Annotated in this window: 12 protein-coding genes; 4 read left to right on the plus strand and 8 right to left on the minus strand. The window is 53.7% G+C overall.

From position 1 onward, the window contains the following. Positions 1 to 4: 4 nt before the first annotated feature. The 8 genes from GO003_RS25365 to GO003_RS25400 all read right to left on the minus strand — a co-directional run bounded on the left by GO003_RS25365 (position 5) and on the right by GO003_RS25400 (position 8,822). Positions 5 to 997 carry a TauD/TfdA family dioxygenase gene (locus tag GO003_RS25365; protein WP_159658911.1) on the minus strand — a complete coding sequence of 331 codons (993 nt, stop codon included), beginning with the start codon at positions 995 to 997 and terminating at the stop codon, positions 5 to 7. Positions 998 to 1,067: 70 nt separating this feature from the next. Further along, complete coding sequence (locus GO003_RS25370) at positions 1,068 to 1,841, minus strand: thioesterase II family protein (RefSeq protein ID WP_206444796.1); 774 nt, start codon at positions 1,839 to 1,841, stop codon at positions 1,068 to 1,070. A 5-nt stretch (positions 1,842 to 1,846) separates the two neighbouring features. After that, positions 1,847 to 2,059: an MbtH family protein gene (locus GO003_RS25375; RefSeq protein WP_159658910.1), complete on the minus strand. Its 213-nt coding sequence runs from the start codon at positions 2,057 to 2,059 to the stop codon at positions 1,847 to 1,849. A 10-nt stretch (positions 2,060 to 2,069) separates the two neighbouring features. After that, on the minus strand, positions 2,070 to 3,101 hold the full coding sequence (locus GO003_RS25380; RefSeq protein WP_206444795.1) for a GNAT family N-acetyltransferase: 1,032 nt from the start codon (positions 3,099 to 3,101) through the stop codon (positions 2,070 to 2,072). 89 nt (positions 3,102 to 3,190) lie between these two features. Then, entirely contained in the window at positions 3,191 to 4,567 is a 1,377-nt protein-coding gene (locus GO003_RS25385) for a lysine N(6)-hydroxylase/L-ornithine N(5)-oxygenase family protein (protein WP_231089289.1), read from the minus strand. Continuing rightward, positions 4,568 to 6,958, minus strand: coding sequence for a penicillin acylase family protein (locus GO003_RS25390; RefSeq protein ID WP_231089290.1), 2,391 nt, complete (start codon positions 6,956 to 6,958; stop codon positions 4,568 to 4,570). Between the two features lie 88 nt (positions 6,959 to 7,046). Beyond that, entirely contained in the window at positions 7,047 to 7,811 is a 765-nt protein-coding gene (locus GO003_RS25395) for a VPLPA-CTERM sorting domain-containing protein (protein WP_159656266.1), read from the minus strand. Positions 7,812 to 7,892: 81 nt separating this feature from the next. Next, positions 7,893 to 8,822: a hypothetical protein gene (locus GO003_RS25400; protein ID WP_159656264.1), complete on the minus strand. Its 930-nt coding sequence runs from the start codon at positions 8,820 to 8,822 to the stop codon at positions 7,893 to 7,895. A gap of 311 nt (positions 8,823 to 9,133) precedes the next feature. Here GO003_RS25400 and GO003_RS25405 point away from each other — a divergent pair, with 311 nt between their 5' ends. The 4 genes from GO003_RS25405 (at position 9,134) to GO003_RS25420 (ending at position 11,756) form a co-directional block, all read left to right on the plus strand. Continuing rightward, positions 9,134 to 9,337, plus strand: a complete 204-nt coding sequence (locus GO003_RS25405; protein WP_159656262.1) for a hypothetical protein — start codon at positions 9,134 to 9,136, stop codon at positions 9,335 to 9,337. Positions 9,338 to 9,402: 65 nt separating this feature from the next. Then, entirely contained in the window at positions 9,403 to 9,633 is a 231-nt protein-coding gene (locus GO003_RS25410; protein ID WP_159656260.1) for a DUF6686 family protein, read from the plus strand. Positions 9,634 to 9,647: 14 nt separating this feature from the next. Next, positions 9,648 to 11,318 (plus strand): multidrug ABC transporter permease/ATP-binding protein, encoded by a 1,671-nt coding sequence (locus GO003_RS25415; RefSeq protein WP_159656258.1) that lies wholly within the window; start codon positions 9,648 to 9,650, stop codon positions 11,316 to 11,318. Positions 11,319 to 11,489: 171 nt separating this feature from the next. Beyond that, positions 11,490 to 11,756, plus strand: a complete 267-nt coding sequence (locus GO003_RS25420; protein ID WP_159656256.1) for a hypothetical protein — start codon at positions 11,490 to 11,492, stop codon at positions 11,754 to 11,756. Positions 11,757 to 12,284: the final 528 nt, after the last annotated feature.

Here is a 12,284-nt window from a genome sequence, read left to right on the forward strand (position 1 = left end):
AGACTTATAGGGTTGAATGTTGGGAATGCAGATGGGAGTAAGGCTCGGCCATCGCGACCACCACCTTACGCGGCCCTTTGAATGGCGAGCGGGCATGGGCGGCCAGCATGTTATCCAGCATCATCACGTCGCCGGTTTGCCAAGGAAAACTAATGGTCTGTTCATCAAGCACGCTGCGAATTTCGTCGAGTATGACGTCCTCGATTTCAGATCCATCGCCGTAATACACGTTGCGCGGCAGGTCCTCGTGATCGAGTATCTCCAGCAGCGTTTCGCGTACTTCCGGCTCCAGATTGGAAACATGGAACAGATGGGCTTGATTGAACCAGACCCAATCCTGGGTGATAGGATGTTGCGCGACGGCCTGGCAAGTTTGCCGGGTACGCAATTCGCCATCGTCCTTCCATTCGCAGACTATGTCATGGTCACGGCAATAGGCTTCAACCACTGCTTTGTCTTCGCTATTGAATACTTGGGCCCACGGCACGTCCAGGCCGTTGCCGAAATTGCGGACGTACATCAGGCCTTTTTCGCTGAAGCGCTGGCGAATATGCGGATCGATGCGGCGGTAGATTTCCCGGCTATCCGCAATCGGCGTTTCACCACCCTGTTGCGCGACTAATGCACTGTAAAACCAGATCTTCATCGGCCATTCGCGAGTATAGGCTTGTTCGTTATGTAACGGAATCGACTGGTGCGGCGGGTATTCGGTCGAGGTATATACGCCTTCTTCGACTTTGGTACGCGGCGTCGAGCCGAATTCGTAGCTCAGCAGCGGATAACCAAAGCCGGCGGCAAACGCCTTAAACTCAGCTGGTGTTTCGACAATAAAATCCCGAAATAAAAAGCCCCCGCATTGCAATAGCCGGCTATCCACCTGATGGCGCAACTGTTCGGCGGCATCGGCTAAACGCATGCCATGGCTTAAAGGCCGAACCAGTAACGGCAACTCGCTGTTCGGCATTAGATTTTCTATTCGTAAAGTGTCTGTATTCATCGGCATAAGCGTTTTGAAAACCGGGCTTCCGGGTGTTTGTCCTGAGAAAGAAGGCAAATTAGGAGGTATGCTACGATGTCCCTATCGTCGCTTCCCCAAGACAAACACCCGGAAGCCCGTTTGCATAAAGACCGGCATAGCGCTGGGCTGCAGCGGAATACGGCTGTAAATGGCGACACAAACTTGCCAACACCGCCTGCTCCTGGCTTTGAATAAAAAAATGGTCGCCGCTAAAATAGTGCAATGAAAAATCAGCCGTGGTTTCCATTTGCCAGGCCCTGAGCGTGTCGTCGCTGGTTTCATCGTCGCTGCCGGCGAAAACATGTAGAGGCATCGGCAGCAATGGCCGAACTTGACGCCGGTAGCGGGCGCATAATTTGAAGTCCGCTCGCAACACCGGCAAAGTCAAGTCCATCAATTCCTTGTTGGCCAATATCGCTGCATCGGTGCCATTCAAACGCTGCATTTCCGACAGCAACTCAGCATCGCTATCCAATTGTTCGAAACGTTGCTTATCGCGGCGACTGGGTGCATGAGTGCCGGAGACGATCAACGTGGCCGGCAGCGACAAACCCCGCCACTGCAGGCCGTGAGCCACTTCGAACGCAACCAGCGCACCCAAGCTATGCCCGAACAGTGCGTAAGGCTGACTAAGGTCGCTGGCGATCTCCCGAATTAACGTTGCGCTCAATGTCTCCCAATCGGCGGCCAAAGGCTCTAACATTTTACTTCCGCGCCCCGGCAATTCCACTGGTTTGATTTCCAGCCAATCCGGCACTTTCCGCCGCCAGCGCTGATAGGTCACTGCGCTGGCACCGGCATAAGGAAAACAAAACAAGCGCATCGTCGTTATTGGGTCTGGCTATCCATGAACTGGCGCAAACTCAATGGCCGCATGTCGGTCCAGACTTGCCCGATGTATTCAAGGCAGTCTTTCTTGACGCCGGATTTGCCGACCGTGCGCCAGCCGTTGGGAACCGGCTTGTAATCGGGCCAGATCGAGTATTGCTCTTCGTGGTTGACCACCACTTGAAACACGGTGTCTTCGCTATCGATACTCATGACTCATTCCTTAAACGCAAAATTGATCGAAAAAAGCTTCCCGCGACAGCATCATCAGCGCGGCACGCTTGTGGGGAAAATCGAATTCCTTGGGTTTGCAAAATCCGGCCTGCTGCATGTACCCGATCATTTTGGCGTTGTCGGCACGCGGCTCGGCGACAACGTTACGGGTGCGCGGGTCGTCTAGAAACATGAAGTGCGCCAGGGACGGCAACCAGGCGGCTACCCGCTGCGGCCCGCGCCAACGCTCTTCGCCGACCAACATATGCACACCGCGATCGTAATCGTCGACCTCGTAATACGGCGCGATGCGATCTTCCTTGGCCCAGTAAATCTCGAAATAGCCGAACGGCTCGCCGTCGAAACAACCAAAAACCGGATGCATATGGGCATCGGTCGTGACTTTTTGCAAATATTCCCGGTGCATGTCCTTGCTGCCTTCCAATTCCCAGAATGCGGAAACCCGAGGATTGTTATGCCAGGCGTGGAAAGTGTCCAAATCCGTTTCGGGGTCTACGGTACGTAAGGACAGCGACAAGCCCTGTTCCGGCAAATAGCGGCGGTAAACCTCGCCAATTGCAACCGGCGCACGCAACGGATGACGTTTACCGTCAGTGACCGTGTAGTGCAACGGAAACGCACAGGCGCTAGATTGAGACAGGTAGAGCTCAACCATCTGGCGCAGCATGCCGCGGCGGCTGATAACCGATTCGCTTACCTCGCCGGACCGGGTCGCGGCGCCGCTTGCAACCAGCGCTGCAATCAACTCGCCATGCCCGGCCAGCGACAGTTCAATTTCCAATAATTGCGGCTGACTGTCGAACAAGACATGTAACGCCGCAACCAACACGGGAACGCTGGAATCGCGATCAACCCCAGCAAGCTCTATCAGCTGTAGTGCAGACAGATTCTCCAGACTCGAAGTGAGTTGAAATAACGCGCTATGCTGTTCATCAACGGTCATTAACAACTCGGCTTCGGCGTGTTGTAAGTCTACATGCCGCCCATCGGGCAAAGTTTGTTTCAAAATATTCGGATTCATGTATGAAAGCTAAATGATGACGCTATTTAATTATTGTTTATGTTGTTGCAAATAATAATGATTATCATTTGATTCGTCAAGCTGCAATCTCAACCCACCCGATAAATCTTCTCGGTCTCTAAAGTGCTTGCATCGCTTTCGATTTGATCCGGTGTATTCCTTACCCATTTCAATGCCGTTGAACAAGGATCGACGTCGTAAACCGGATTTTCCAGCAGACTATTGATGATCATGGCCGATCGCCAGGCCGCCAGGCTGAGTTGGGCGTCGGCGACGCCGTGGCTGTTACGGCCGGCGTTCTGCAGATAAATACGATGTTGCTCAGGGCCATCCCAGGCGACGCTGTAATCCTCCCGCAAGCGCGGAAAACCTTCTTCGTCGAGATCGAGCCGATCGATAATCGCACTGAGACACGCCGGCAATTGGTAGTGATAGCCTGTCGCCAGGATGATCATGTCCGCAACCACCGCCTCGTCATCATTATTGAACCCATTGCGCATATGCAGATGGTAGCCGCCCTTGTCACGGCCCATCAGATGCACCTCACGATACGGGAGAATGGCGTACGGCGTCGTATCGCTATTGAGAAAATCCGTGTCGTACAAATATTGCGACAAGACTTGCAAGGTTGCGGGTGAGACACCGTCGCCGGTCAGTTTATGCGAGCTGACGATAGGCGGCTTGCGCTGTTCCGGCAGCTTATGGAAATGGCGAACGTAATCGGGCGTGAAGTACTCGTTGATGAAGGCGGTTTCGTCCAATGGCTCCAGATTCGGCCGGCGGCTGATCCAGGTAATCTCGTCAGCCCGGCCCCGCTTACCCGCCATCAAATCCAAAAATATTTCCGCGCCGCTTTGCCCGCCGCCGATGATGGCAACGCGTTTGCCGGTTACTGAAAAATCGGCGGTCACGTAATGATGACTATGTAAGCATTGTTCGCCGACATAACGCTCGACCCAAGTCGCGATATTGGGCCGCATGCCGGTCGCCACCACCAAATGGCGGCTATGCACCCCATCCAAACCATTGCCGCTCAGTTTGAAGCCGTTCTGCGCGAACTCGATGCTATCCACGCCGGTTCCGAAACTGAGATTCGGCAATTGTTCCGCCACCCAGCGTAGATAATCGGCAAATTCGACTCGCCGCACCCTGGGATACTCGGCGTTGATAAAGCGGTAAAATCGGCCTTTCTTGACCAGATAGGACAGAAAACCATACGGACTGCTGGGGTCGACGGGAGTGACCAGATCTTTCAAATACGAGGTTTGCATCTGAGTGCCAGGCAACATCATGCCCGGATGCCAGTTGAAACTGTCGCGGCGTTCGAAAAATCGAGCCCGGCATTGCGGTACCTTGGATAGCAAAGCCGCCAGACTGAGATTAAATGGCCCGATGCCGATACCGGCCAGATCAAGATTGTCGTTCATTGCTGTGTCCTGTGATGATGGTGAAATAAAAGGTCGCATTTAATCGGGTCGCAAGTGGATACGTTCTACGGCGCTGCTCAGAATGCGTTCCCGGTCGGTTATTAACGGCACATAGCCGCCTTGCAACCAAGCCGAAGTCATGTCCCGATAGTGGGAGGAAAATGGGTTACCGGACTGGCCGGTCCCGAGGATGAAAACCGAGTTTTCCGGCTCGGCCAAATCGTAAATCGCCCGAAAGGCTGCGCCCGCTTCGCCCAGGTAGTGACCGCTATCTTCGTCATAGCGGTAGCCGCTCACATTGACGGTATCCATGCCGCCGGCGCTTTCGCCTTCGACATTGAACAGCGAGCTGAGGAAAGGCACCTGGCCGAAAGGGTGATGCTTGAAGACGGTGACATGCGCCTTGCCCCAACGCCATTGCGACGGGTCGTCGCCGTAATGCCGCTTGAGGTTGGTCAGTGCGGCCCCTAAAGCAAGTTTGATTTCCGCATCGCACAATGCCGCGCCGGAATTAGCGGCGGCGCACCATCGCCCGCCGCCGCCGTGACTGTTGTTTAACACTTGCAGCAAAAACTGCGGTTGATAGTCGCCGACCAGCTCGTACAAATCGCCTAATTTATCCTGGTAAAGAGTGACGGCAAGTTGCCTGATCCATTCGGCAAAAATCAAGGGCTGCGCGGAGTCGTCGGCCATGCGCCCATCCCAATCGCGTAGGCCCTGTAAAATTTGCTTGGCCTCTAGCTCCTCGACTGTAATCGTCAGCAGCCTGGGCAGCAATTGCGCCGCAAACGGATTAGCGACATCGTTTTGAATGGCCTCAAACGACGCCACGTCATGCTTGGCGTGACTATCCAATAAGGCGCCAATCCGCTCGGCCCGATAAGGCAGCGCCCAGCCGGAGGTTATGAAATAGGGGTAAGCGGGCGGTGTGATTTTTTGGTTGGCGGTAACGATCTTGCCGTCTTGGCTGGCCGTCTGCTGCGGCAGTTGTTCGAAGGGAATCAATCCCTGCCAGTCATAGCTCGCCAGCCAACCTGGCGCCGGCAAGCGTCCGCTCAAGACATTGTCCGGGCTACGCACCGGCACCCGCCCCGCCGCGACAAAGCCGATGTTGCCATCCGCATCGGCATAAACGATATTCTGCTGCGGTGCGTGGAAATCGCTGGCAAATGCCTTCAGTTCGGATACGGATTGCGCCCGCCCGGCATTGAGCATGAAGCGAATGGTGGCATCGTCCTCGCGTAAGCCCACCCAGCTCAACGCCGCCGCCATACCGTTCGGCACGGCTTGTCGGGCGTCGTTATCGACGTCGGAAATCACCGGCCCATGGCGGCTAACGCGAATTGTCAGCTCCTGATCGGGCTGATCCTTGACCTTGATGATTTCCCGGAGGGTAGTGAAGGCCTCCGAGCCGGTGGGGGTTAGATACCGATTCGACTGATCAGGCAGCGGTTGTTCAAGAAAAATATCCTGGCTGTCCGGGCCGGTGTTGGTGAAAGACCAGGCAACCCGCTGGTTACGTCCCAATAAAATACCCGGTATGCCGGGCAAAGTGGCGCCCACGGCGTTCAATCCAGGCGCGTGCAGATGAGCGAAATACCAGAGGGAAGGAGCTGTGAGCGGTAAATGCGGATCGTTGGCCAGTAACGGCTTGCCGCTGGTGGTGCGACTACCGTCGACCAACCAATTGTTGGAGCCGATGCTTTTATGGGCTTCTTCGCGGTGTTGTGCCAGCAATTTGCCGGCCAGCGGCGCTAACTCGGCATAAAGATTTTTGACATCGGGTAGTGCGCGTGGCGCATCGCCCGGATAAGGTGGAAACAAGTCGGCGAATTGTTCCGGCGACAAACGTTGCTGAAGACTGAGATTAAGTAATTCTTCCCACCAGTTGCCGGACAGGCGCCAAGCCATGTTTTTTAACCAGACCAGGGAATCGGCGGGTTGCCAAGGTTCGGGGCGCGGTGCGCCGGTCAAATAAAATTCGACCGGCAAAATAGAGTCATGTGCCAGAAAGGCATTCACGCCTTGCGCATAAGCTTGCAGACTGGCGAGGGTGGCCGAATCGAGTTGTTGCAGATTGGCCTCGGCTGCCCGGCGCAAACCCAGCACCCGCATGAAGCGGTCTTGTTCCAGTGCGTCGCTGCCGAAAATTTCCGCCAGACGGCCGGAGCCGGCGCGGCGATTCAAATCCATTTGCCAAAGTCTGTCCTGGGCGTGCAAATAGCCCAATGCGAAATAAGCATCGTCGGCCGTGCCGGCATAGATATGCGGCACGGCATGGCTATCGCGGACGATTTCTATTGCCCTGGGCAATCCCGGCAATTTGAGATAGTTGTCTTCGGGCTGTGATTGCCCGAAAAACAACCCAGCACAACCTAGAGCCAACAAACCAGGCCATACTCTCAAATACCGGATAGACCTCCATGTCATATCCTTAAACCCCTTGCTATCCATAGGCTTTGCGATCCATCAAACCCCTTGCTATCCATAGGCTTTGCGATCCATCCGCCACAACTCCTTATGCCGATAATGGGGATAGCGGAGATTTACGTCTAACCGCCAACATACCAAACAAAGCGGACATGAACATCCAAGCGGCGCCAGGCAACGGCACAGCAACCGGCGCTTCGGAAATCGGCGCGCCTTGCGCTACCGCAGCCATGTCAATCGCAACTTGAGCGATGCGCGTACCCGCAGCCGCCGACAAGTCGAACAAATACAAATCGTCTGTCGGTGCAAAATCCAGATCCCAGATGGCCAGTGATTGATATAAGGCATATTCGATCGAGTCGACGACAACGCTGTTACCGGTGTCGGTCAAGCCCAGGAATGTGGGCGTCAAGCCGTTCAACCAAATGTTGTCGTAATCGACACCATCGCCGCTGCCTGCTACCCAAGCTTCCGATTGCATCGCCACCCGCACCACTTGCTCAGAGGCTTGCGCAACGCTGCCTTGTATATCGGCATAGGCGAAAATCGAATCGGTATCGTTAGCCAGATTGCCGTTGCCGTCGATGCTCGTGCCGCCATCCCAACCGAACTGCGCGCCAGTCAGGCCGTAACTGCCCGCCAACAATTGACCGTCGAAATTGAAGCTGTCCCATTCCGCATAAACGGTACCGGCATCGCCGCGACTCCAGCCTCCCCACACCGCTTGTTGAGGATAATCGAAACCGTATGCGGCACTGTAAGGATTGGGGGAATTGGCGATGTCCGCAGAGGCAAGACCCGACTGTCCGGCTAATCCTGCAGCCAACAGCAGTGATAAAGTTAATTGTTTCATGTTGTATATCTCTTGAATTTATGCCGTGGAATGCAACCGGCCATTCACCGGTTGCTTGCTATATTAAAGGCTAGCTGGCCGTCACTCGACCGAGCAGGACTGCTGATCGTCGGTGGTGATTTCCAGACTCCAGCCACCCTTGACTTCGCCGGCAAACCAGTAAAAGTCGTCAACCACATACAACTTCCATTGACCCGATGGATCGATGCCATTCAAGTTGCTGAGCTTTGGACCATTGGTCACTTTTTTATAAGTGCTTGGATCACCCGCTGTCGGCGCAGCCAACACGGTAGTCGGCGTCAAAGCGACTGAGGTAGCCGGATCTTGCAACTCCAAGGGAGCTGGCGCAGGAAAATGGTCAGTATCCGGATTATTGTCGTAATCGGTTGGTTTGAATGCGCGTAGCGAGGTATCGGACCAAACATCGACCCATTCCTCGTAAATCACGTTATACAACGGATTGGTGGCTCGGCCACTCAAACGGCCATCGTTACGTACCGAGCGAGGAAGAGGTAGGGCTGCCGAGTCGTCGAATTTCCAGTTCAGATTTTCCGCCACGATACCCAAGACGCCGCCTTCGGGGGTCGCTCCGGCAGCACTGACATTCGAAGCCAACATTACATATTGACCATTCGGCGCCACCAACAATATATCAACATCGTTTAAATAATCATGGTGGATGCCTTTGATCGTGACATTGACATCTGTGATTTTGGCATCTTTAGGAAATGCGCCCTTGGGAACGTTGATCATTGCCGGATAGGTTTTTGCCACCTTCACCGGCACGGCTGGAGCGCCCTCCGCTGTATAGGTATCCAATAACGCTGCACATTCAGCATCATCGGGGTTGGCACAGGTATCTTGAATAACGATAGGTCTTGGGTTGGCAAAAGACCGGGTTACGCTGTCTGCCATGGCCATGCCGGCCGGTAAAATTGATAGCAAGGCAACAGCACCTGCCAACGGTTTGATCACCGCAAGATTCAAACGTTTAGAGACTGAGTTCTTCATATTCATTTCCATAATAAAAGTTGACGACTGTTCAGATATTCCAACCCAGAACCAGCATCAATTGACGAGAGAGTAACAACCAATGCTTTTCTAAATGAGAACGATTACTATTCTCCTTGCGATAAAAACCGTTGTCAACCGTTTTTTAAAAAGCAACCTTCTTAAAATTGAATCGGGAAATTTTCAGACTGTTGAATGCTTGATAGAGGGAGTGAGCCGCATGGACTCAGTGAAAACAGGGAAAAATAAAATGCTTTACAAAACAAATGAGAATCATTATCATTAAATTAAACTATCGAACGGATCTCTTTATGAAATTTTTGAACTCATTTTTCAGAAGGCCTTTAACAGTAAAGCTTGAAATAGAACCGGAATTTCTGGCTTCGCTAATGGAAAACGGCCAAATCCACGCCTCGAATTTCCGCTGTCTGGATTTCAGCTCGAAGCAGATCGTTTGGAAGATGCTGTTGTCGCTTTCCAAATCGAGATTCGGCAATGACGGAAAACCTGCTTGAAGGCCAATGACTCTGTAGTCCATCAACCGCAATTACCTTTCTCACCCGCTTGGAGGAAACATCTCATGACTAAAAAACCTTGCACCCATGAATATCTGGCCAATAGCGATACAGGCAAAGTGCTGATTTGCCGGGACTGCGGCGTCGTGCATCTGCACATGCCGAACATGTCTTTGCGTTTCGACGTGGAGCAATTTGCCGAATTCGCAGCCATGATGACAACCGCATCGAAACGATTGGGACATGAATCGGCAGAGACGACCAGAAAACGTCCGACACTGACCCTGGTCCATTAACGCGCTACATTGCCATGAATCTGATTCGATTGATGTTCAGCCAGTTCAGGCTGCCCTTATTGTTGGTGTTCACTCTGAGCATTTGCAGTGCCGGCCTGGCGGTTTGGGTCATCGCGTATACCAACGATCATTTGCTGCATCCGCAGTCCGATATAAAAACCACTCTGATCGAGTTCGCCAGCCTTTTACTGGCGGTGTTCGTCATAGGCACTGCCTCGCAAATCAGCATGACGACGCTGGGTCATCGGCTGGTCTATCAACTGCGCCGCACCATGGTCAAGCGCATACTCGACACCCATCTGGAAAGACTGGAACACCTTGGCCCCGCTCGATTGCTGGCCAGTCTCAACAGCGACACCAATCATTTGACCTCGGCTTTCATCAGTCTGCCTGCCGCCGTCTACGGCTTGGTATTGAATCTGGGGGGCTTCGGCTATTTGTACTGGCTTTCCGAGCGACTCTTCTTGGCGACGGCCGGATGGATGGCATTGACGATCCTTATCGGTTGGCTACTGATGCGTAGCACCCACGCCCGCATCGATGCGGCGCGCAATATCGAGGATTTATTGTACGAAGATTATCAAGCCGCACTGTTCGGTCGCAAAGAACTGGCCCTGAATAGGGAACGCGCCAAACTATTCTACGAACAGGAATTCGAACTACATGCTGCCAGCGGCCGCGACCAGGAAATTGCCGCCGACATCTTTAACGGCATCAACGAGAACTGGGCCAACATCATGATACTGGGGGCTATCGCCCTGGTGTTCTTCCTGGCGCACGGTGTCGGCTGGGCAGACCATGCGGTGGCGACGACTTATTCGTTGACCATCCTGTTTCTACGTACGTCGCTGACCGGCCTGATCGCCGCCATCCCCAGCCTGATCGGCGGTAATGTCGCGCTGGATAAACTCAACAGCTTACAGCTACCGAAATATCGGTCCGACTTCGCCGGCTTGCCTCAGGCCTTGCAGCCAAACTGGCAAGCCCTGACCTTCCAGGGCGTGCGCTACCGCTATCCTGACACCGAGCGCGGCAACCGCTTCTCGGTCGGCCCGCTCGACTTTACCCTGAGCGCCGGCGAAATCGTATTTCTGATCGGCGGCAACGGCAGCGGCAAAACCACCTTCACCCGTTTGCTGACCGGGTTATACCAGCCGCAGGTCGGCAACATTTTATTCAACGACATCATTCTGCGAGAACCCGATATGCCGCACTATCGCCGGCTGTTCTCCACGGTTTTTTCGGATTTTCATTTATTTCACCATCTGCTCGGCGCGGAGGGCTGCGACGCCAATCCGGAAAAAATTGCCTATTGGCTGGAGCTTTTGGCACTGGACCGTAAAGTCAAGGTCGAGAACGGCCGATTGCTGGACACCCGCCTATCCCAAGGCCAACGCAAGCGTCTGGCACTATTGGTGGCGATCCTGGAAGATCGGCCGATATTGGTGCTGGACGAATGGGCGGCGGATCAAGATCCGGGTTACCGCCGCCGCTTTTATACCGAACTCTTACCGCTACTGAAAGCATTGGGCAAAACCGTGTTCGCCGTCACCCACGACGAACACTATTTCCATGTCGCCGACCGCGTTCTGAAAATGGATGAAGGCCATTTGCACCCGTTTACCACCAATAACGTTAATGCCGACACATCACTAGCAGCGCCGGCAGAAATCGGCGCATATTGATAACAATAAAAAATGGTACATGCGATGAACTACCGCCATCTTCTCTTCGCCGTGTTACTGGTTTTATCACCGTTTCATGCCACTTTCGCGGCCGACGACGTGCGGATACGCCAAATCGTCGACTAGATGCTGCATGAAAAAAACGCCCGGATCGAACAACTGGAAAGCCGTGTGCAGAAATTGGAGCAAAAGCTCGACGCAATGACTCTGGCCGCGACACTCCCTGTGCCCACAACCGCCCTCGCCGCGTCTAGCCCAATGATGGCAAGCGTATCTCAGCGCAACCCGCCGGTAGGCGAAGCGATACCAACCGCCACGGCCGAACCGGACAGCAACGAAGGCACTATCCAGGGCAAGCTGCGGGCATTAGACAAAACCGTCGTCGAGCTGAAAGCGGCAGCATCCGACAAAGGCCTGGGAAATCAGCGGTTTTTTTGATGTCAACGCCAAAACCGGTAATTCCACCGATCAAACCTTCAGCCTCGGTTCGGTCGAACTGGATCTGGATTATGTGCATGACGATCATTTCGGCGCGTCCATTGCCCTGGTGCTATGTGGCAACTCGTCCAACTCCGATTACGGCGCTCCCGGTGCGGTGTTCTGCGGTAACAGCGGCCCTGGAGCTCTGAGTGGTGGCAACACCATGGCCGGAATTGCCGTTGCCTTGATCGACTGGCACTCATTTAATGATCGGGTACCACCACGGAGCCGGATTTTCAATAATCAGGGTCTTAGACGATAACGACTCGCTCGTCAGTTGATACCCGTATTTCTTGTAACCCGTTTAACCGATTTTGGGGAAGTGGAATCAACGCCTCCCTCCAAAATGAGCCCCTTACCTTTCGGTCTAGCTAAGCGCCTTACGAAAACACGCTCATCACTCCGCAGAGGATTACCGGTTAAAGCTTGAATCCCAAGCAGCAATATAAACTTTAATAACGCGCCTAGTTATTAAATAATAATGTG

Source organism: Methylicorpusculum oleiharenae (assembly GCF_009828925.2).
GTDB classification, from domain to species: domain Bacteria; phylum Pseudomonadota; class Gammaproteobacteria; order Methylococcales; family Methylomonadaceae; genus Methylicorpusculum; species Methylicorpusculum oleiharenae.

Excerpts from the sequence above, each read along its gene's own strand:
- GO003_RS25365 (WP_159658911.1), bottom strand. The coding sequence starts at position 997 with ATGAATACAGACACTTTACGAATAGAAAATCTAATGCCGAACAGCGAG.
- GO003_RS25370 (WP_206444796.1), bottom strand. The coding sequence starts at position 1,841 with ATGCGCTTGTTTTGTTTTCCTTATGCCGGTGCCAGCGCAGTGACCTAT.
- GO003_RS25375 (WP_159658910.1), bottom strand. The coding sequence starts at position 2,059 with ATGAGTATCGATAGCGAAGACACCGTGTTTCAAGTGGTGGTCAACCAC.
- GO003_RS25380 (WP_206444795.1), bottom strand. The coding sequence starts at position 3,101 with ATGAATCCGAATATTTTGAAACAAACTTTGCCCGATGGGCGGCATGTA.
- GO003_RS25385 (WP_231089289.1), bottom strand. The coding sequence starts at position 4,567 with ATGCGACCTTTTATTTCACCATCATCACAGGACACAGCAATGAACGAC.
- GO003_RS25390 (WP_231089290.1), bottom strand. The coding sequence starts at position 6,958 with ATGACATGGAGGTCTATCCGGTATTTGAGAGTATGGCCTGGTTTGTTG.
- GO003_RS25395 (WP_159656266.1), bottom strand. The coding sequence starts at position 7,811 with ATGAAACAATTAACTTTATCACTGCTGTTGGCTGCAGGATTAGCCGGA.
- GO003_RS25400 (WP_159656264.1), bottom strand. The coding sequence starts at position 8,822 with ATGAAGAACTCAGTCTCTAAACGTTTGAATCTTGCGGTGATCAAACCG.
- GO003_RS25405 (WP_159656262.1), top strand. The coding sequence starts at position 9,134 with ATGAAATTTTTGAACTCATTTTTCAGAAGGCCTTTAACAGTAAAGCTT.
- GO003_RS25410 (WP_159656260.1), top strand. The coding sequence starts at position 9,403 with ATGACTAAAAAACCTTGCACCCATGAATATCTGGCCAATAGCGATACA.
- GO003_RS25415 (WP_159656258.1), top strand. The coding sequence starts at position 9,648 with ATGAATCTGATTCGATTGATGTTCAGCCAGTTCAGGCTGCCCTTATTG.